Origin of the sequence: Flavobacterium soli DSM 19725 (assembly GCF_000422705.1) — a bacterium.
Lineage (GTDB): Bacteria > Bacteroidota > Bacteroidia > Flavobacteriales > Flavobacteriaceae > Flavobacterium > Flavobacterium soli.
Genome location: NZ_AUGO01000009.1, coordinates 87,650 through 109,500 on the forward strand (window position 1 = coordinate 87,650; position 21,851 = coordinate 109,500).

A 21,851-nucleotide genomic window follows, 5' to 3' on the forward strand; every position below is an offset into this window, starting at 1 on the left:
AAAATAAAAAAAAAGATTTATTCTAAAACTACTGACTCCGACAGCAAAGCTAGCCCCGATAGTAGTGGAAATCCTTTTCTTTTTTTTCTTTAAAAAAAGAAAAGATTGGGAACGGATAGCGGGATTGGCTCCTGAAAAAAGAATGCACTTTTTAAAAGATTTTCCTTTTCAAAATTGCCTGTAAAGCCTTATATTTGCGAACTTCAAAACACAACGACAATGACTATTTTAAATGAATTGAATGCCGTATCGCCAATTGATGGTAGATATAGAAGTAAGACCGTTTCGCTTTCGCAGTATTTTTCGGAAGAAGCGTTGATTAAATACCGCGTTTTGGTGGAAATTGAGTATTTTATTGCTTTGTGCGAAGTGCCTTTGCCTCAATTGGCAAATGTTAATCAGAACTTGTTTGACAGCTTGCGTGACATTTATAAAAATTTCTCTACAGCTGACGCTCAAGCAATTAAAGATATTGAAAAAACTACAAACCATGATGTCAAAGCAGTTGAATATTTTATCAAAACGGCTTTTGACAACTTAGGTTTATCGGAATATAAAGAGTTTATCCATTTTGGATTAACTTCTCAGGATATAAACAATACAGCGATTCCACTTTCGACAAAGGAAGCTTTTCAAGAGGTTTATTTGAAATTATTGATTGAATTGGTAGCCAAATTGAAGGAATTAAGCGTGGAATGGAAAGATGTTCCAATGTTGGCTCGAACTCACGGACAGCCGGCCTCTCCTACTCGTTTGGGCAAAGAAATTGGCGTTTTTGTAGAGCGTTTGGAAGAGCAAATGCGTTTTCTTTTCAATATTCCGTTTGCTGCTAAATTTGGTGGTGCGACTGGAAATTACAATGCACATCATGTGGCGTATCCTCAAATTGACTGGAGAAAATTCGGAAATAAATTTGTAGAGGAAAATCTTGGTTTGCATCATTCTTTCCCGACAACACAAATTGAGCATTATGATCATTTTGCTTCATTTTTTGATGCCTTGAAAAGAATAAATACGATCATAATTGATTTAGACCGAGATATTTGGACGTATGTTTCGATGGATTACTTCAAGCAAAAAATCAAGGCGGGAGAAATTGGTTCATCGGCTATGCCACATAAAGTGAATCCGATTGACTTTGAAAATTCTGAAGGAAATCTAGGAATTGCAAATGCGATTTTCGAACATTTATCGGCTAAATTGCCTTTGTCAAGATTGCAACGCGATTTGACGGATAGCACGGTTTTGAGAAATATTGGTGTTCCGATGGGACATACTTTGATCGCTTTTGAAGCTACTTTGAAAGGTTTGAACAAATTGCTTTTAAATGCTGATAAATTTGCCGAAGATTTAGAGAAAAACTGGGCTGTTGTTGCCGAAGCTATTCAAACTATTCTGAGAAGAGAAGCTTATCCAAATCCGTATGAAGCCTTGAAAGGATTGACAAGAACAAATACTACAATTGATAAAGAAGCGATTCATACTTTTATTGCAACACTTGAAGTATCGGAAGAAATCAAGGAAGAATTGTTGAGAATTTCACCAAGTAATTATTTGGGTATCTAAATCCATAAGCTTTTGGAAAATATATAAATCCCGTCTCGTGCTAAATGAGACGGGATTTTTTTATAAAATTTTCCTAAATTTAATGGTTTCACCTTGATTGAATTTTTAAAATTTGAGATTATTTCGTTATCTTACAACAATTCAAAAACCCAAAAACAATTTAACTTATTTATGAGCCTAGTAGCCGAAACTACCCATCATTTAAAACCTCTCATCAGTGACTTGGGATTGATCCTAATGACTGGTGGAATTGCCGTATTGTTATTTAAAAAAATCAAGCAGCCTTTAGTTTTGGGTTACTTGATTGCAGGATTCCTAGCGGGAAATAATTTTGACTTTTTCCCTACTGTAACCGATAAGGCCAGTGTAGAAGTTTGGGCCGAAATTGGAATCATATTCCTCCTATTCAGTTTGGGACTCGAATTTAGTTTTAAAAAACTGATGAAAGTGGGTGGAACCGCCTCAATAACCGCCGTCACTCAGATTATAACAATGACGATCCTCGGGTATTTTGCCGGCCAATGGATGGGCTGGGAAAAAATGGACAGTATTTTTCTTGGAGTAATTCTCTCCATATCATCCACAACAATTATCCTCAAAACTTTTGATGAACTTGGCGTAAAAACCCAAAAATTTGCTGGAATAGTAATTGGATCTTTGATTGTACAAGATATTGTAGCCATTTTAATGATGGTTTTACTTTCTACAATAGCTGTTAGCCAGCAGTTTTCAGGAACAGAATTATTGCTTTCTGTCTTGAAATTAATATTCTTCTTGACGCTCTGGTTTGTGGGTGGTATCTTTTTTATTCCAACGTTATTAAAAAGAGCCAAGAATTTATTGACCGACGAAATGATGCTAATTATTTCCATCGCCTTGTGTTTGATGATGGTGATATTGGCTTCGAATGTTGGTTTTTCACCGGCTTTGGGAGCTTTTATTATGGGTTCTATTATAGCCGAAACTACTCAGGCTGAACATATTGAACATTTAGTAAAACCTGTTAAAGATTTATTTGGTGCGGTTTTTTTCGTATCGGTTGGTATGTTGATCAATCCTGACACCTTGGTAGAATATGCCTTTCCAGTAATGGTTTTGACCTTGGTAACTATTTTAGGGCAATCTATCAGTTCAACTACTGGGGCTTTGCTTTCTGGCCAACCTTTAAAGCAATCCATACAAACCGGAATGAGCTTGTCGCAAATTGGAGAATTCTCCTTTATCATAGCTACTTTGGGAATGACGCTTAATGTAACAAGTGACTTTCTGTATCCTATTGTTGTAGCTGTTTCAGCCGTAACAACTTTTACCACGCCTTTTATGGTGAAATTTGCGGTTCCTTTTTCTAATTTTCTGGAACGAAAACTACCCAAGAAATGGATCAAGAAAATCGAACGTTATAGCTCAAATTCTCAAGCGATAAAATCGGCCAGTAATTGGCAAATTGTACTTCAGGCTTATCTTACACAAGTTGTAATACATTCAGTGATTATAGTTGCCGTAATTTTATTATCATCTGAATACATCTTGCCACTGGTAGAAAATTCAAGATTCGGAAACGGATTAGCGGCATTGATAACCTTATTTATACTATCGCCTTTCTTTTATGCTTTGTCACTCCGTCGGGTTGCCGTTAAAGAAGTAGAAGCCTTGATGATGGAACGAAAATACCGTGGTACCATCATCATGATGATTTTATTGAGAATGCTTTTGACGATATTTTACTTAGGTTTTCTTTTAAACACCTTTTTCTCTCCTGGAGTAGCTTTAATTGCCTTGATTATTGCCGTAGTTGTATATATATTATTTCCGAAGAAACTCAACAAGCAATACCATAAAATCGAAAGTCATTTTATCAAAAATCTAAATGCTCGAGAAATCATCAAAGCCAGCCGAAGCCGAAGTGATTTAACGCCTTGGGACGGACACATGACGACTTTTGATATTGCAAAAGAATCAAATATTGCTGGAAAAACACTTGAGGAATTGCAAATTAGAGAAACGATGGGAATCAATATCGCTTTTATCAAACGTGGTGAAATCATGATTGATATTCCAAGCAGGAACGAGCGTTTATTTCCAGGGGATGAAGTCTGCGTCATCGGAACCGATAAACAGGTTGAAGATTTTAAGGAGTATCTTGATCGACACGAAATTGAAGTTAACACCAGTATAACCGAAAAAGACATTGTGTTGAAACAACTGGAAATGAACAATGATGAGTTCATCGGAAAAAGCATCCGCGAATCTCAAATTAGAGAAAAAACACATGGTTTGGTTGTAGGTATTGAGCGAAATGGTAAACGTTTGCTGAATCCCGAATCACACATGGTTTTAGAAAAAAATGACATCGTTTGGATCGTAGGAAGTAAAAAACTGATTACAGATTTCTTCCGAAAATAGCATCAAAAAAGGCATAAGAATTTAAAACTTATGCCTTTTTATTTTATCTAAAAAACTAGAAATTATCTCGAATAATTTGGAGCTTCTTTCGTAATTGTCACATTATGCGGATGACTTTCTGTAATTCCGCTTGACGTAATTCTAACAAAACGACCCGTTTCTTGTAAAGTTGGAATGTCTTTTGAACCACAATACCCCATTCCCGCACGAAGTCCGCCGATGAATTGTTGCATACTTTCATTCAATTCTCCTTTGTAAGGAACACGACCCACAATACCTTCTGGAACTAATTTTTTCACATCGTCTTCAACATCTTGGAAATAACGGTCTTTCGAACCTTCCTGCATGGCTTCAACAGACCCCATACCTCTGTAAGATTTGAATTTTCTACCTTCAAAAATGATAGTTTCACCCGGAGATTCTTTTGTTCCAGCCAATAAAGACCCTAACATCACGCAATCAGCTCCAGCTGCAATCGCTTTTGGAATATCACCTGTATATCGAATTCCACCATCTGCAATTACTGGAACTCCAGTCCCTTTTATGGCTGCTGCAACTTCTAAAACTGCTGAAAACTGAGGGAAACCAACCCCTGCAACAATTCGAGTTGTACAGATAGAACCAGGTCCGATTCCTACTTTTACACCATCAGCACCATTTTCTACCAAATATTTAGCCGCTTCTGGAGTCGCAATGTTTCCAACGATAACATCAATTTGAGGAAATTTGCTTTTTACTTCTTTCAAAACATTCACAACACCTTCGGTATGACCGTGAGCCGTATCAATAATGATGGCATCAACACCAGCATTTACAAGTGCTTCAGCCCTTTGAACAGCATCACCGGTAACACCAATTGCAGCTGCAACTCTTAAACGTCCGTAAACATCTTTGTTAGCAATAGGTTTTTGAGTGAGTTTAGTAATATCTCTGAAAGTAATCAATCCGACCAAAGTATTGTCGGAATTAACAACAGGCAGTTTTTCGATTTTATGACCTTGCAAAACCACTTCTGCTTGTTCTAAAGAAGTTCCTTCAGCAACCGTAACAAGGTTTTCTGAAGTCATCACTTCACTGATAGGTCTTGCATTGTTTTTCTCGAAACGCAAGTCACGATTGGTAACGATACCTTTCAATTTTTTATTTTCATCCACAATTGGAATACCTCCAATACCGAATTCTTTCATTGCATTTTTAGCATCAGCAACAGTCGAACTCAAAGGTAAAGTCACAGGATCGATAATCATTCCCGACTCTGCTCTTTTTACTTTTCTAACCTTTCCAGCTTGTTGCTCGATAGTCATATTTTTATGCAAAACACCAATTCCGCCTTCTTGAGCCATAGCGATTGCCATAGCACTTTCGGTCACTGTATCCATAGCTGCAGATACAATTGGAACATTTAACGTAATATTTCTTGAAAATTTTGATTGAATACTTACTTCGCGAGGAAGTACATTCGAATAATTTGGAACTAGGAGTACATCATCGTAAGTTAAACCTTCACCGATAATCTTTGAGTTGTGTGCAATCATTGCAATTTGTAGTTGTAGTTAAATTGCGTGCAAATATACAAAATATAGTTCAATAAATAATATGCAGTTACAACGAATTTATTTTGTCTTTAAAAATGAAATCACAAACTCGGTTCCTTTTCCCTCTTCGCTTTTCAAATGCATCTTTCCTTTGTTATTGATCAGGAATTGTTTCACCAATAAAAGCCCTAAGCCAGTACCTTTTTCCATGGCTGTACCCATTTCAGAAGACATTCTTTTATCATAATTCACAATTTCATCCACAATATTTTTTGACATTCCCAAACCAAAATCAATAATATGAAGGTGCTGATACTGCTCATCTTCTGTATAAAAAACTTCTACCCTTCCTTCTACAGGTGTAAATTTTATGGCATTCGCCAAAACATTCTGAACAATTATCCTCACTTGTCCCAAATCCGCATAAATAAAATAACTTTGATTCTCGGCGGGATTATGGATGGTAATCTTCTTCTTGAAGGCTTCCATATAAAATGAATCTATGGAGGTGTTGACAACATCTGTAAGATTGATATTTTCAAAATTTACAACAGTTCCATCCATTTGAGTATTGGCCCAATGCAATAAATTATTAAGCATCATTGAGGTTCCTTCGACTTGCTTTAGCAATTGCTCGAAAATTTCTTCTTGAATATCTTGAGTCAAATGACCTTGCTTCTGCAATTCTAAAACCTGAAAAATAGAATTGATTGGTGATTTTAAATCATGAGATAAAATCGAAAACAGATGGTTCTTGGATTTGTTGAGTCCTTCTAAAATTTCATTTTGAGATGCAATAATAGCACGTTGGCCTTCGATATCATTATTTTTTTGAGTGAGTTCGGCATTAAATTTATCTTTCAGTTTTATATTCTTCATCAATAAAAATAATATTCCTAATAGAAAAAGCACCAGTAAACCAAATGAATAGGCAATTATTCGATTAGTCTTTTCTTTTTGTAAAGAAGCTTCTTTTTCACTACTTAATTGCAGATTTTCCGCTTCTTTCCTTTTTAATTGCAGATAATTGATTTCCCGTATTTTTTCTTCATCATACAAACTGTCGTTATATTTTTTATGAATAGCCAAATATTTGTAGGCATTGATCATGTCTTTTTTTGAAGCATATATATCAGATAAGATGTGGGTACTTCGTTCTATATCCCATTTTGCCTCTATTTCTTTTGAATATTTATAAGATTCCAAAGCATATCTTTCAGCTTGTTGCCAATCTGATTTTGCAAGATATGTCTTAGCTACTCCAGCATAAGAATATGCCTTTTCCCATTTGCTTAGTTCTTTTGGATGGTTGAACAATTTTTCATAGTAGTGTAAGGAAGAATCTATTTCATTGAGAAAAAGATGCACCTCTCCCAGCCTGCTATATACCATGTGTTCCGTATCTACATCTTCGCTCTTGACTGTTATTTTGAGTGTTTTCCTGAGCATCTTTAATGCTTCTTTGTAATTTTTCAGCTCAATTTCAGCAATACTGATATTGAAATGATTTCGACCAACTGCAACAAAATTTTTTATTTTTTGGTTCATTGCAGCACATTTTTCAAATGTTTTGATGGCTTCATGATTTTGATTCAAGCCCATTTGCACGAGTCCAATTCCATTCAACGATTTAGCTATAAATATTTGATTATCATACTTTTCATGAATACTTAGTGCTTTAATATGCTTTTGAAGGGAGAGGTCGTATGAACCGTTTACGTAGTAAGAAACACCATAAGCCGTATAGATTTCACCCAGCTTTTTCTCTCTTTTATTTTGCAAAGCGAGTACTTCTGCTTGCTGAATCAGTTCAAGATTTAGCTCATTGTCGTCATATTTAACTCTATCTGCTTTTTCCAGTAGCTGATCTATTTTTTTCTCAACAACAGGCACTTTTTCCTCATAATCATCTGATTGTAAAGCATTAGCATTTTGTAAAATAAAAAAAAACAAGAAAAGTAAAATGTTTTTTTGGAGCATATTTTGATGGAGTTTTCGTAAAGTAAAAGTATAAAAAAATTCATTACTTGTAGCAAAAAACCGCTTTGATACCAATAAATAAAGTCAATATCAAAAACAAATGATTTTAATGCAAAAAATTACGAATAACTATGATTTTTATTGAAAATAAAAAGCAGTACTTACGAAGAATCGGATTTAATGAAATGCTCCAAATAATTTGGTCGCTTCATTATAGGCACTTTCAAAACTCATCGGACTGGTGTTGGTGTTTTCCTTTTGAGTAGTAAAATAAGAAAGTAATTTTTCGGTAGGCATGTTTCCAGTCAGGTCATCTTTTGCCATCGGACAACCTCCAAAACCTTGAATAGCACCATCAAATCTTCGGCAGCCGGCTTTATATGCGGCATCTACTTTTTCAAACCATTTTTCTGGAGTTGTATGTAAATGGGCTCCGAATTCAATCTCTGGATATTTCGGAATCAAATTCGAAAACAAATAGTCAATAACATCAGGTGTAGAACTTCCAACAGTATCCGAAAGCGAAAGAATTTTCACTCCCATATTTGATAATTTTTCAGTCCACTCGCCTACTATTTCTACATTCCACGGATCGCCATAAGGATTTCCAAAACCCATCGAAAGATAGGCAACGACTTCTTTGTTTGTTGCATCGGCAATATTGAGGATTTCCTGTAAGGTAACCAATGATTCGGCAATAGTTTTATGCGTATTTCGCATCTGAAAATTTTCTGAAATAGAAAATGGGTATCCTAAATATTTTATTTCTTTATGCTGGGAAGCAATAGATGCACCTTGAGTATTGGCGATAATAGCTAATAATTTACTCTTTGTTTGTGACAAATCCAGTTGTGCCAAAACTTCGGCAGTATCTTGCATTTGCGGAATGGCTTTTGGCGAAACAAAACTTCCAAAGTCCAGTGTATCAAACCCAACCCTTAACAAAGATTGAATGTAAGCCACTTTTTTTTCGGTAGGGATAAATGCCTTTATACCTTGCATGGCATCACGAGGACATTCTATGATCTTAATTGCTTCCATTTTTCAAAGATAGATAAAGAAATAAAATCTACGAAATCGATTTCTCTTTTAATTGAACATTCCTGAAAGCTTAAAATCTAGACTTCAAAATCTTCTGATTAATGGCTTTTACCAAAGCTGGCCCTTCATAAATAAAACCAGTATAAAGTTGCACCAAACTCGCTCCTGCCTCTAATTTTTCGATAGCATCATCGGCAGTATGGATTCCTCCAACCCCAATGATTGGAAACGATTTATTGCTTTTTTCAGATAAAAATCTAATGACTTCTGTTGAACGTTTCGTCAAAGGTTTCCCTGAAAGTCCGCCCATTTCGATTCGGTTTATTGACTTTAAACCTTCTCTAGAAATAGTTGTATTGGTTGCAATTACACCCGCTATTTTCGTTTGATTTACAATATCGATAATATCCAAAAGTTGTTCATCAGTCAAATCTGGAGCAATTTTAAGCAGAATTGGTTTTTGTTTTGGTCGAGCCAAATTTTTATCCTGTAAGGTTTGAAGCAATTGCGTCAAAGGTTCTTTATCCTGCAAAGCGCGAAGATTTGGCGTGTTTGGAGAACTCACATTCACTACAAAATAATCCACAAAATCATACAAGGCATCAAAACAAATTTCATAATCCTTGACAGCATCTTCATTTGGCGTTACTTTATTTTTTCCGATGTTTCCACCGATCAAAACACCATTATTTTGTTTCAATCGTTCAACCGCTTCTTTAACACCCCCGTTGTTAAAACCCATTCGGTTCACGATTGCCTGATCTTCTTTCAAACGAAAAAGACGTTTCTTAGGATTTCCCTCTTGTCCTTTTGGCGTAAGCGTCCCGATTTCGATAAATCCGAAACCAAAATTTGAAAGCTCCTTGTATAATTTAGCATCCTTGTCAAAACCAGCTGCCAATCCAACAGGGTTTTTAAACTTCAAACCAAAAACTTCTGTTTCCAAACGCTTGTCGTTTACTTCATATAAAGATTTGAAAAGTGATGTGAACCCTGGGATTTTTGATAGTGTTCGAATTAATGAAAAGGTAAAATAATGCACTTTTTCTGGATCAAACCAAAAAAGTATCGGACGAAGTATTAGTTTGTACATTGTTGTTGAGTTGTTGTTTGGCAAAAGTAGAAAATAGTAAGCAGTTTAGCTATTTGATACTGAAAAAGATCAAAATGGATTTGTAAAAAGTTTATATTTGAAACTTATAAAAAGTTTGCCTCAGATTGAAGGATTAGAAATGATTTCTAAAAAAGCTTTAATGTAATCTGTGAAAATCCTTTAATCTGTGGCAAAAAACAAAAAAACAAACAAATGCAACACCACTACAAACTAACCGTCAAATGGACTGGAAACAAAGGAACAGGAACGTCCTCTTACCGAGCTTATGATAGAAATCATATCGTTTTGATTGATGGAAAACCAACTCTGGAAGGTTCAGCCGATCCTACTTTTCACGGCGACAAAACCAAGCACAATCCCGAAGATTTATTGGTTGCCTCACTTTCGGCTTGCCACATGATGTCCTATTTTCATGTTTGCGTAAAAGCAGGAATCACGGTAGTTGATTATGAAGACAATGCCACTGGAACCATGATTACCGAAGGCGATGGCGGACGTTTTACAGAAGTAACATTACATCCAGTTGTAACGATTACCGATGCATCTCAAATTGAGTTGGCCAATGCATTGCATAAAAAGGCAAATGAGCTTTGTTTTATTGCGAATTCGGTTAATTTTCCAGTTAGGCATGAAGTGGTTTGCTTGGTTGGATAAATTTATTTTATTTAGACAAATTAGGATTACTCATTTTTTGCTAGCATGTTTTTATAACAAAATAAATTTGTGATAATTCAACAAGTAACAAACCTCAATTGATTTATTTTTATCATATAAACAGAACATTCATTGCATATTATTCAAAAAACCAATCGTATAGAAGTAATTCATTGACAATAATCAAATTATATTTTCTTCATGCTATTATGATAAATCGATACTTTTAATTAAATTTGCTTGAGAATCCTTAAGAAGACCATTATGACAAACCCACAAACCCAGAAAGAAATTTCGTTTGAAGATTTTAAAACCGAAGTTTTAAACGACTATAAAATTGCCATAACCAGTAGAGAATGTAGTCTTCTTGGGAGACGTGAAGTATTAACCGGAAAGGCCAAATTTGGTATTTTCGGTGACGGGAAAGAAGTGCCACAACTCGCTATGGCAAAGGCTTTCAAGAACGGCGATTTTCGTTCGGGATATTACAGGGATCAGACTTTTATGATGGCGATTGGCGAGATGAATATTCAACAATTCTTCGCCGGATTATACGGTCATACCGATATTGAACATGATCCAATGTCGGCTGGACGCCAAATGGGTGGTCATTTTGCAACCCATAGTTTGAACGAAGATGGTTCATGGAAAAACCTGACGTTGCAAAAAAATTCAAGTGCCGATATTTCGCCAACGGCTGGACAAATGCCACGTTTGTTAGGCTTGGCTCAAGCTTCAAAAATCTACAGAAACGTTACGGGAATTCATAATAAAACAAATTTTTCGATCAACGGAAATGAAATCGCCTGGGGAACAATTGGTAACGCCAGTACTTCCGAAGGATTATTTTTTGAAACCATCAATGCTGCTGGAGTTTTGCAAGTTCCGATGGTAATGAGTGTTTGGGATGATGAATATGGAATTTCAGTTCACGCGAGACATCAGACTACAAAGGAAAACATCTCTGAAATCTTGAAAGGTTTTCAACGTGACGAGAACGGAAATGGTTATGAAATCATTCGTGTGAAAGGTTGGGATTATCCTGCCTTGGTTGATGCTTATCAAAAAGCTGCTCAAATTGCAAGAGAAGAACACGTTCCAGTTTTGATTCACGTGAATGAATTGACACAACCCCAAGGACACTCTACTTCTGGTTCTCACGAGCGTTATAAAAATGCAGAACGATTGGCTTGGGAAAGCGATTTTGATTGTGTTCGTCAGATGAAATTATGGATGATTGCTTTGAATATTGCATCTCCAGAAGAATTGGACGAAATGGAAAATGCCAGCAAGAAAGAAGTGCTAGATGGTAAAAAAGCAGCCTGGGAAGCTTTTGTTTCTCCAACAAAAAATGAACAAAAAGAATTGATTGCCTTATTGGATAAAATTGCTGAAACTAGCGACAAAAAGGATTTCATCAACAAACATACTACCGAATTAAAAGGTATAAAAGAGCCCATTAGAAAAGAAATTTTGATTACAGCTCGTAAAGTTTTACGTCGTATTGTAAACGAAAGCTCAAGAAAAGAATTGGCTGATTGGATCGTAAATTATACCGAAAAAATTCAACCAAAATTCAGTTCGCATTTGTTTTCTCAATCGGAAGAAAATGTTTTTTCTGTGAAAGAAGTGTTGCCAACTTATGACGAATCTGCCGAAGATGCCGATGCCCGTTTGATTTTACGTGACAACTTTGATGCTATTTTCAATAAATATCCAGAGTCATTGATTTTTGGTGAAGATGCCGGAAATATTGGTGATGTAAACCAAGGTCTCGAAGGAATGCAGGAAAAATACGGAGAACTTCGTGTTGCCGATGCAGGAATTCGTGAAGCGACCATTTTAGGTCAAGGAATCGGGATGGCAATGAGAGGTTTACGACCGATTGCCGAAATTCAATATTTGGATTATTTGCTTTATGCGATTCAAATTATGAGTGATGATTTGGCTACTTTGCAATACAGAACACGCGGAAAACAAAAGGCTCCGCTAATCATCAGAACCCGTGGACACCGTCTGGAAGGTATCTGGCATTCAGGTTCTCCGATGGGAATGATCATCAATGCGATTCGTGGAATTCATGTTTTGGTTCCTAGAAATATGACAAAAGCCGCTGGTTTTTATAATACTTTATTAGAAACGGATGAACCAGCTTTGGTGGTAGAATGTTTAAACGGTTATCGTTTGAAGGAAAAAATGCCAACCAATCTGGGAGAATTTAAAACACCAATAGGAGTTGTAGAAACAATAAAAGAAGGAACAGACATCACAATTGTTTCTTATGGTTCAACCTTACGTTTGATTGAACAAGCTGCAAAAGAATTGCAAGAAGTTGGAATCAATGCCGAAATTATTGACGTTCAATCGCTATTGCCGTTTGATATCAACCATGATATCGTGAAAAGTGTAGCCAAAACAAACCGTTTGCTAGTGATTGATGAAGATGTTCCAGGAGGAGCTTCTGCTTATATCTTGCAACAAATTGTGGACGTTCAAAACGCTTATAAATATTTAGACAGTAAACCTGAAACATTGGCTGCAAAAGCCCATCGTCCTGCTTATGGAACAGATGGCGATTATTTCTCTAAGCCTTCGGCCGAAGATATTTTCGAAAAAGTATATGCCATTATAAGTGAGGCAAAACCAGATAAATATCCGAGTTTATATTAATAGAATAGTGAAATCCCAATCTTTAAACGGTTGGGATTTTTTTTTCTGAAAATCATAAGAGCTACGAAAGCGTAAACTATACAATAAAAAACGTATATTTAGAGTTCAATTTGTATTAATCAAAACCAAAATATATGAAAAAAGTACTGTTCGTTTTAGGAATGATGTCTATCATGACTATTATATCTTGTAAAAAAGATACTCCTGTAGCTCCACCACCTCCACCAGAACCTATAGCAGCTCCTGCTCCACCACCCGTTCCTGCAGCACCTGAAGTTGAGGAAGAAGAAGATGGAACATCTGTTTCAATAGATAAAGATGGTCTTGATGTTTCAAGCAAGGATGGTGACAAAAAAACAACCGTTAAAGTTTCGGGTGAAGATTCTAAAATCGAAATCAAAAAGTAATTAGTTTCTTAATGAAACGTTATAATGCCAACATAAATTTTTTATGTTGGCATTTTTTATTTTAAATTTAAACTGAAAAATAAATCCAAACCAAAATGACCCCATTAGAAACTATTTTAAAAGCTCAAAAAAATAGCAAAGTAATTGATGCTTCAATTCCCTATCAACTTTATCAACCATTGGATTTATCGATTTCAAACACTGATTTATTGGTTTTGAAAAATGCAGACGAATACGAAGAATACATCAATACTTATTTGAAACAAAAGAATGCAAAAGTAGCTTTTGGCGGTTATAAGGAATTTCGAAATCTCTATAAAAGAAGTTCCATCTTTAATGAACTGGATTTGGAAGAACGAAATATCCATATCGGAATGGATCTATGGATCAAGGAAGGAACTCCTGTTTTGGCACCACTTGACGGAACCGTCCACAGTTTTGATTATAATGTAGGTCTTGGAAATTATGGTCCCACTATCATCTTGAAGCATGAGATTGACGATATAAATTTTCATACTTTATATGGCCATTTATCGATTGAAAGCATAGAAACTCTCAAAATTGGAACCGAATTTAAATCTGGAGAACCAATTGGAACCCTAGGAGATGCATCTGTAAACGGAGATTATGCTCCACATTTGCACTTTCAAATCATTGAAGATATGGGAGATTACTTTGGAGATTATCCCGGAGTTTCGAGCCAAAATGATTTGGATAGTTACCTTCAAAATTGTCCCGACCCTAATCTACTTTTAAAAATAAATGAACTATGAGAAAAGCAATCTTACTTTTAATCCTGTTTACTTTTGCATTAAACGCTTGTAAATCAAAAAGCAAAGTAGCCGAAAAACCTACAATTGCCGTTGTAGATGCCAACACGGTTGATAAAACTAAAAAAAGTAAAGCTTATGAATTAGGAAAACGTGTTTTGATGACATGTAATACCTCTAAATTCAAGCCTTTCAGTAAAAGTGAAGCAACGGAGTCGGTTATCAAAAACACCACATTGGAACGATTGACTGCCACTTGCAGAAAATTCAGAATAAAATATGGCGAATTCAAGGACATCAAGTTAGCTCAAGTAATTCATAATACACTAGACGATAGCTATATTTTTCGCTATAAAGCAGAATATCAAAGGGATTTCGTTACCAAAGAATTGAGAGTGACCATCAATAATGAAAACAAAGTTTCTGCCATAAAATCAACCGATTGGACAGACGAATTCAAATAAAAAACAAAAATGCATAGATCTTCATTTGTACAAACCCTTCTGATTTTATTTTTAACGATTCCCTTTTTGGCTATAGCCCAAGAAAAAATGATTACAAAAGACGGGAAGGAATATCCTGCAACAAGCAATTGGGAATTTTTATGTCCGTCTTATACCTATTCCGGAATTTTAAATGCCCAAATTGCTAAAACCGAAAAAGGCGGAATACTAAAAATAGGCATCAATGTTTCCGATGAAAATTTCTATATTGGTGACAATGTTTACCTTACTTTGGAAGATGGTTCGTATATTATTTGCACCGATAAAGGCATTCGCGAAATGAAAGAAAAGCAAACCATTGCCTATTATTTCTTAACTGCAAGTGAAATGAACAAACTGAAAATAATTCAAATTTCGAATATCCGTTTTCAAATTAAGGGAAATCAGGATTTATACAGCAGCAAAACCGGACATTTTACAGCAATCAATAAAAAATCTACAATTGAGGTTTTGGGGATTGCCGAAGATTTGAAAACCTATAATACGAAAGCAGCCCTAAACTCACTTTAAATTCAAATTATGAACACAACCCAACACCTGATTGAAGAGTTTTATGCCGGATTTGCAGAAGGAAACGCAAAGACGATGGCAAGTTGTTATCACAAAGAAATTCAATTTCAAGATCCGGCTTTTGGGAAATTAGAAGGACCGGACGTAATTGACATGTGGGAAATGCTGATCGAAAAAGGCAAAGGTGCTATCAAAATCGAATTCTCGGATGTGGAAGCTAATGAACTTTCGGGTACTGCGAAATGGGTGGCAACTTATACCTTTAGCAAAACTAATCGGAAAGTTGTCAATGTGATTCGGGCTTCCTTTGTTTTTAAGGATGGCCTAATCATCAAGCATACGGATGATTTTGATATATGGAAATGGTCGAAACAGGCTTTAGGGTTGCCGGGTTACCTTCTGGGTTGGACAGGTTTTATGCAACGAAAAATTCAGGAAAATGCATTGCAATCGCTTCGATACTATCAATCGAAGAAGAAGTAACTTGTTTTAATTAACAATTCTTTATCGTGATTTGGTTCGCAATTTCTTATTTTTAGGGAACACTAAAATGCTTCCCAAAATGAACAATTCAAACTTTACTATCTTTCTTCCCTATTTATATTTGGCTTGGGCCGATGACATCCTGACCAAGAAAGAATTCGATACCTTACATCTTTTCATATCTTCCAGAAATTGGCTTAAAGCCGAAGATAAAAATTTTCTTTTGTCCAAGATCAATCTCGCTTCGCCTCCATCACGTTCGGAATTATCAGAATGGAAAAAAATAATCGAAAGGCAAATTGCATCTTCTCCTAAAACCATCATCCTTTTTGATTTGGTTGTTGCTTTATCAAATGAAGATGCTGAAGTTATTTCCTTCAAGCCTCAATTTGAAGAATTGGAAAACAATCTTGGAATTTTGAGTGAAGAGGTCATTAATACTTTTAAAGAAAGTCACACTACCATTACTTCTGAATATGGAAATGTGGTTGAATTTAATGTTGCCACACTGACTTCAATTCTTGATGGAGAACAGGCCCCCATTATTAATAAGGTGAAAGAAGTTATTTCGAGACCTGAATTTGAGTATGAAACTTCGACGGATATTTTTGTTTACAGAGAAAAAGTTTTAGAATGGTGCAAGATATTGGCAAAAGAAAACCTTGGCAATATGGCGTATCCTGAAAGATATGGAGGAGGCGAAAACATTGCCGATTATTTTGCGATAATGGAAACGTTGAGTTACCACGATTTGAGCTTGGTGATTAAATTTGGCGTTCAATTTGGACTTTGGGGCATGAGCATCCAATCATTGGGAACGGAAAAACATTACGAAAAATACCTGAAGGACATCGGGACACTTGATCTTCCTGGTTGTTTTGCCATGACGGAAACCCACCATGGCTCTAATGTAAAAGGGATTGAAACGACAGCCACTTACAACCATTCAGCTAAAACTTTCACGATTCATACACCACACGAAAAAGCCCAAAAAGAATATATTGGGAACGCGGCCAATCATGGAAGGATGGCAACGGTTTTTGCAAAGCTTATAATCGACGGTCATGATTATGGCGTGAATGCTTTTATTGTTCCGCTACGAGAAGAAAATTTAAATATTCTGGAAGGCATAACTATAAAAGATTGCGACTTAAAAATGGGTCTGAATGGTGTTGATAATGGTATCATTCAGTTTCATAATGTGGTGATTCCGAAAGAAAACATGCTGGATCGTTTTGCTCAAATCAATGAAAAGGGAGAATTTGAGAGTCCGATTCCGAGTGACAATAGACGTTTTTTCACGATGTTGGGTACATTGGTTGGAGGCCGAATTGGGATTCCAAGATCGGCTTTGGCAGCTGCAAAATCAGGATTGACAATTGCGATAAAATACAGCGATACAAGAAGGCAATTTGGTCCAGAAGGCGGTTCGGAAGTTCCGATTTTGAATTACCGAATGCATCAACGACGGTTGTTTCCTTATTTGGCGAAAGCCTATGCCATTCACTTCGGATTGCAATATGTAACCCAAAGATTCATCGGCAAGAAAGAGGAAGAAATGCAGGAAATTGAAGCCCTTGCAGCAGGAATGAAGGCCTACTCTACTTGGAATACCAGAGATACCTTGCAGGAATGCCGTGAAGCTTGTGGTGGAAAAGGGTATTTATCGGAAAACAGAATTGATGCCTTGAAAAACGATACCGAAATTTATACCACATTTGAAGGTGACAATACTGTTTTGATGCAATTGGTGGCCAAAAACCGACTATCGGAATTCAGGAAAGAATTTGGTGAAATGAATGCTTTTGGAATTATCAATTATGTGTATGATCAAGCGAAAACCGTGATTTCTCAGAAGAATCCGTTTGCCACCCGGAATACAGATGAGGCTCATTTGCTTGACAAGGAATTTCATCTCAATGCGTTTCAATACCGTGAAAAACAAATTTTAAATTCGGCTGCAAAGCGTTTGAAAAAATTGATTGACGAGGGTTTGGATTCGTATGATGCTTTCAACGTAGTGCAGCATCAGATGATTGAAGTGGCACAGGCTTATTTGGAAAGAGTGACTTTAGAGCAGTTTTATACTGAAATTGAAAGCATAAAAGATGAAAATTGCAAGACAATATTAACCGAGCTTTGTCAACTCTATGCACTTTCGCAAATCGAAAAAAATAAAGGTTGGTTTCTCGAAGATGGCTACATGGAAGGTGTGAAAACAAAAGCCATCCGAAAAATGGTAAATCAATTGTGTTGGGAAATTCGTCCGAATGCTGTAGCTCTGGTTGAGGCTTTTGACATTCCGGAAAGTTGCTTGGCAGCTCCAATTATCAATCCATAATTGGTGGATTTTAATGGTAAACTTAACATTGACAAATGTTAACAATTTGTATCTTTGTGCTCATTAAAATTTAAATTTCTAATACATCAAAAATAGATTATGCAACACATTATTGATCGTTTTTTCAGCTATGTTACCATTGATACCGAATCGGATCCGAATTCTGACACTACTCCAAGTACAAAAAAGCAATTGGTTTTGGCCAATTTATTGGTTAAAGAGCTAAAAGCCATCGGCTTGACCGAAGTAACCAAGGATAAAAATGGTTATGTAATGGGAACACTTGCAAGTAATGTTGAGCATGAAGTTCCGACGATTGGATTTGTCGCACACTATGATACTACTCCAGATTTTACAGGTTTTAATGTAAAACCTCAAATCGTAGAAAACTATGATGGTGGCGATATTGTTTTGAATGCAGAACAAAATATCGTTTTATCTCCAAATTATTTCAAAGATTTATTGCAATATAAAGGACAAACCATTATTACAACCGATGGAACGACTTTGCTTGGTGCAGATGATAAAGCTGGATTGACAGAGATTGTTACGGCAATGGAATACTTGGTTCAGAATCCGCAAATCAAACATGGTAAAATCAGAGTTGGTTTTACTCCAGATGAAGAAATTGGTCGTGGAGCTGATTTATTTGATGTAAAGAAATTCGGTGCTCAATGGGCTTACACAATGGATGGAAGTCAGATTGGGGAATTGGAATATGAAAACTTTAATGCTGCTGGAGCGAAAATCACCTTTAAAGGAAAAAGTGTTCATCCTGGCTATGCAAAAGGAAAAATGATCAACTCTATGTTGATTGCCAATGATTTCATCAATGAATTGCCAAAAGGAGAAACTCCAGAAGAAACAAGAGGTTACGAAGGTTTTTTTCACGTTCATCATTTGAATGGAAGTATTGAGGAAACAGTTCTACAGTTGATCATCCGTGATCACGATGCTAAAAAGTTCTTGAAACGTAAAGAATTAATTCACAATATCACTAAGAAATTCAATAAGAAATTTGCAAAACAATTTGGTGAAGATATTGTAATTACGGAAGTAAAAGACCAGTATTACAACATGAAAGAAATGGTGGAACCAGTAAAATATATTGTTGATTTGGCTGAAAAAGCAATGAAACAATTAGACATCAAACCTTTGATCAAGCCTATTCGTGGTGGAACTGACGGTTGCAGATTGTCTTATATGGGATTACCTTGTCCGAATATTTTCGCTGGTGGACATAATTTCCACGGAAAATATGAATACGTTCCTGTTGAAAGCATGCAAAAAGCAATTGATGTGATTGTGAAAATTGCTGAACTTACTGCTACAACAGATTTTACTACTATTGAAAGTGGAATAGAGAAAAAGTCAAAAAAAGATTCTAAAAATAAATCAGACAAAAAATCAAAATCTAAGAAAAAGAAAAAATAGTTTTGGATTCTGATAAAAAACATACTTGGGATAAAGTTAATGATTGGGCTGAGGAATTAGATCTTCTTCAGTCCATTATTGCTAAAACCGAGGTTGTAGAAACTATAAAATGGGGCGGATTGACCTATACTGTAAACGGAAAAAATGTTTTAGGAATTGGTGGCTTCAAGAACTTTTTTACAATTTGGTTTTACCAAGGAGTTTTTTTAGAAGATAAAAACAAAGTTCTGGTAAATGCCAATGAAGGTGTCACGAAAGCCTTGAGACAATGGCGTTTTTTTTCCAAAGAAGACATTAATGAAAGTTTGATTTTATTGTATATCAAAGAAGCTATTGCAAATTCTAAAGCTGGTAAAGAGATAAAGCCTGAAAAGAAAAAGGCAATTGTTTCTGAACTTTTTAATAAGGAACTAGATGCTGACAAACTTCTGGCTGAAGCTTTTGCTACATTTTCTGTTGCAAAGCAAAATGAATTTTTAGAGCATATTGAAAGTGCAAAACAAGAGAAAACTAAACTATCCCGAATTGAAAAAATAAAACCTCTCATTTTCCAAAAGATAGGTTTGAACGATAAATACAAATAAAAAACGCTCCATTATGGAGCGTTTTTACTTTATAAAAAAATAAAATTATTTCTTGATAACTGGTGAAGCATTCAATTTTGCACTCATTTCCATAGAAATAGCCGAACGCTCCATTTTCAATTTTCCAGACATCGTTTCGATTACGATAGTTGTATCGGCCAATTCTGCAATTTTTCCGTGAATACCACTTTTAGTAATAATCTTGTCCCCGACTTTAAGGCTTGATTCAAACTCTCTTTCTTTTTTTGCTCTTTGTTGTTGTGGTCTGATCATTAAAAAGTAAAAAACCGCAATCATTGCCACGTAAGGCAAAAAAGTCATATAATTTTCCATTGTTGTATTTCTTATTTGTTTATGTTTTATTTTTTTTCTGCTATATTGGCAACAATCGACAGTGTTTCTACTTCGTTTTTGGTATTAGCATGAATTCGAATTGTTTTCTTGGTTATTCCTTTTTTTCCAGTTGAATTAAACGAAACAGTCAAACTAGCTTTTTCACCAGGTTTCACTGGAGTTTTTGGATACTCTGGAACCGTGCAACCACATGAGCTTTTTGCATCGGTAATAATCAAATCTGTATCCCCATTATTGGTAAAGGTGAAAACGTGCTGTACTTTATCGCCTTGTGTTATATTTCCAAAATCATAATCAGCTTCTGAAAAATCCATAGAAGCATATTTTGCATTTGGATCAATAACTTTTGGTTTACTATCAGGAAAAGCCATTTTTTTTCGCTCTTCAGCAGAAAATTCAATTTTTTCTTTTTTTGGTTTCTCGGTGTTTTCTTCTTCTTTTTTGCAAGAAACAGTTACCATTAGCATTGATAACGCTACAAGTGTAAATACTTTTTTTATCATCTTTTCTAGATTTACATTAAACCTCTTCCTATTTTGTTTAATTTATTATCTGCTTGAAATTCTTTTACCAAATTATCTAAAATACCATTAATAAAGATGCTACTTTTTGGTGTCGAATATTCTTTTGCCAATTCTAAATACTCGTTCATGGTAACTTTTACAGGAATTGATGGGAATTTTAAAAACTCGCAAATTGCCATTTTCAAGATAATGGTATCCAATTCGGCTATCCTTTCAGTATCCCAATTTGGAGTCTTGTCCATGTATTCTTTAGCGAAAGCCCCTTCGTTCAAAACCGTTTTTCTAAACAAATCTTTTACAAAATCTTTATCATCTGCATCTTTATAAAGCTTAGGGATTTTAATTTCGCTATTTTCTTTAATCGCTTTTAGTTGCTTGATAATCTCTGTATTCACTAACGGAATGTCATCGATCCAAGTTAATTTATTGTCCTCAAGATACTCATATAACTTTTCGTTTGGAACAATAATTTCGGTAAAAATATCTACTACAAACTGTTTGTCTTCTTCAAAATTATTGACGCGATTGGTCATATAGTTGGAATAGAAATCGCTGTTTTTGATTTCCTGAAGCAAAATTTGAATGTATTCATCTGCCAATTCCCAATTATTTATTTTCCTGTTTTCAAGTGCAATACTAAGGGAATTACTTTCCGAAAGCAATTCAATGACTTGATTGTTGATGAATTTTTTGTTGGGGTTACGTTCTTCTGGAGTAACTAAATGTTTCTTACTTGATTTGTCTAAAAAAACTTCTTCGGTTTTTTTGATTTCAATCAAAGACGAAAGCATAATCAAATATAAATCCTGAATATTTTCGACACTGTAGAAAAGAAATTTTTCTTCTTTTTCAAGATTGTCTGACTTGCTTTGATGCATTGCATAAATTGTTTGCATCACTTTAACACGAATATGTCTTCTGTTTAACACGGATAAGAACTTTTATAAATTAACAAAGCGAAAGAAATTCTTTCGCTTT

19 protein-coding genes are annotated in these 21,851 nt (G+C 35.4%); 12 read left to right on the forward strand and 7 right to left on the reverse strand.

The genetic code is table 11. The annotated features are described in order from the left end of the window. Positions 1-219 precede the first annotated feature (219 nt). Both purB and G508_RS0112340 read left to right on the forward strand, forming a co-directional pair. On the forward strand, positions 220-1,566 hold the full coding sequence (gene purB / locus G508_RS0112335) for an adenylosuccinate lyase (RefSeq protein WP_026705615.1): 1,347 nt from the start codon (positions 220-222) through the stop codon (positions 1,564-1,566). Between the two features lie 171 nt (positions 1,567-1,737). After that, positions 1,738-3,969, forward strand: coding sequence for a cation:proton antiporter domain-containing protein (locus G508_RS0112340; protein ID WP_026705616.1), 2,232 nt, complete (start codon positions 1,738-1,740; stop codon positions 3,967-3,969). Positions 3,970-4,031: 62 nt separating this feature from the next. Here the strand turns inward: G508_RS0112340 and guaB are convergent, their stop codons facing one another. From guaB to G508_RS0112360, 4 genes are all read right to left on the reverse strand, one after another. Then, positions 4,032-5,504 carry an IMP dehydrogenase gene (gene guaB, locus G508_RS0112345; RefSeq protein WP_026705617.1) on the reverse strand — a complete coding sequence of 491 codons (1,473 nt, stop codon included), beginning with the start codon at positions 5,502-5,504 and terminating at the stop codon, positions 4,032-4,034. Between the two features lie 78 nt (positions 5,505-5,582). Next, positions 5,583-7,484 carry a tetratricopeptide repeat-containing sensor histidine kinase gene (locus G508_RS0112350; RefSeq protein ID WP_026705618.1) on the reverse strand — a complete coding sequence of 634 codons (1,902 nt, stop codon included), beginning with the start codon at positions 7,482-7,484 and terminating at the stop codon, positions 5,583-5,585. A gap of 177 nt (positions 7,485-7,661) precedes the next feature. After that, a complete protein-coding gene (locus G508_RS0112355) occupies positions 7,662-8,525 on the reverse strand; it encodes a hydroxymethylglutaryl-CoA lyase (RefSeq protein WP_026705619.1) in 864 nt (287 codons plus the stop codon). Positions 8,526-8,595: 70 nt separating this feature from the next. Then, positions 8,596-9,618: a quinone-dependent dihydroorotate dehydrogenase gene (locus G508_RS0112360; RefSeq protein WP_026705620.1), complete on the reverse strand. Its 1,023-nt coding sequence runs from the start codon at positions 9,616-9,618 to the stop codon at positions 8,596-8,598. 213 nt (positions 9,619-9,831) lie between these two features. Here G508_RS0112360 and G508_RS0112365 point away from each other — a divergent pair, with 213 nt between their 5' ends. From G508_RS0112365 to G508_RS0112410, 10 genes are all read left to right on the forward strand, one after another. Next, positions 9,832-10,293, forward strand: a complete 462-nt coding sequence (locus G508_RS0112365; RefSeq protein WP_026705621.1) for an OsmC family protein — start codon at positions 9,832-9,834, stop codon at positions 10,291-10,293. Between the two features lie 264 nt (positions 10,294-10,557). Continuing rightward, on the forward strand, positions 10,558-12,963 hold the full coding sequence (locus G508_RS0112370) for an alpha-ketoacid dehydrogenase subunit alpha/beta (RefSeq protein ID WP_026705622.1): 2,406 nt from the start codon (positions 10,558-10,560) through the stop codon (positions 12,961-12,963). A gap of 134 nt (positions 12,964-13,097) precedes the next feature. Next, positions 13,098-13,370 carry a hypothetical protein gene (locus tag G508_RS0112375; RefSeq protein ID WP_026705623.1) on the forward strand — a complete coding sequence of 91 codons (273 nt, stop codon included), beginning with the start codon at positions 13,098-13,100 and terminating at the stop codon, positions 13,368-13,370. A 95-nt stretch (positions 13,371-13,465) separates the two neighbouring features. Continuing rightward, positions 13,466-14,143: a peptidoglycan DD-metalloendopeptidase family protein gene (locus G508_RS0112380; RefSeq protein ID WP_026705624.1), complete on the forward strand. Its 678-nt coding sequence runs from the start codon at positions 13,466-13,468 to the stop codon at positions 14,141-14,143. Continuing rightward, a complete protein-coding gene (locus G508_RS0112385) occupies positions 14,140-14,604 on the forward strand; it encodes a hypothetical protein (RefSeq protein ID WP_026705625.1) in 465 nt (154 codons plus the stop codon). The genes G508_RS0112380 and G508_RS0112385 overlap by 4 nt, the downstream gene beginning before the upstream one ends. Before the next feature lie 9 nt (positions 14,605-14,613). Further along, complete coding sequence (locus tag G508_RS18945) at positions 14,614-15,153, forward strand: hypothetical protein (protein WP_051197595.1); 540 nt, start codon at positions 14,614-14,616, stop codon at positions 15,151-15,153. Positions 15,154-15,162: 9 nt separating this feature from the next. Next, positions 15,163-15,636, forward strand: coding sequence for a nuclear transport factor 2 family protein (locus G508_RS0112395; RefSeq protein WP_035694695.1), 474 nt, complete (start codon positions 15,163-15,165; stop codon positions 15,634-15,636). A 79-nt stretch (positions 15,637-15,715) separates the two neighbouring features. Further along, complete coding sequence (locus G508_RS0112400) at positions 15,716-17,977, forward strand: acyl-CoA dehydrogenase family protein (RefSeq protein ID WP_035694733.1); 2,262 nt, start codon at positions 15,716-15,718, stop codon at positions 17,975-17,977. Positions 17,978-18,076: 99 nt separating this feature from the next. Next, positions 18,077-19,411: a peptidase T gene (gene pepT / locus G508_RS18950; RefSeq protein WP_051197598.1), complete on the forward strand. Its 1,335-nt coding sequence runs from the start codon at positions 18,077-18,079 to the stop codon at positions 19,409-19,411. A 2-nt stretch (positions 19,412-19,413) separates the two neighbouring features. After that, positions 19,414-19,995, forward strand: a complete 582-nt coding sequence (locus G508_RS0112410; RefSeq protein WP_035694698.1) for a DUF1801 domain-containing protein — start codon at positions 19,414-19,416, stop codon at positions 19,993-19,995. 45 nt (positions 19,996-20,040) lie between these two features. On the opposite strand, the gene yajC is transcribed toward G508_RS0112410, so the two are convergent. The 3 genes from yajC to nusB are packed head-to-tail and all read right to left on the reverse strand — an operon-like array spanning position 20,041 to position 21,769. Beyond that, positions 20,041-20,328 (reverse strand): preprotein translocase subunit YajC, encoded by a 288-nt coding sequence (gene yajC, locus G508_RS0112415; protein WP_026705629.1) that lies wholly within the window; start codon positions 20,326-20,328, stop codon positions 20,041-20,043. 26 nt (positions 20,329-20,354) lie between these two features. After that, entirely contained in the window at positions 20,355-20,852 is a 498-nt protein-coding gene (locus tag G508_RS0112420) for a DUF1573 domain-containing protein (protein WP_026705630.1), read from the reverse strand. An 11-nt stretch (positions 20,853-20,863) separates the two neighbouring features. After that, positions 20,864-21,769, reverse strand: coding sequence for a transcription antitermination factor NusB (nusB, locus tag G508_RS0112425; RefSeq protein ID WP_026705631.1), 906 nt, complete (start codon positions 21,767-21,769; stop codon positions 20,864-20,866). Between the last annotated feature and the right edge of the window lie 82 nt (positions 21,770-21,851).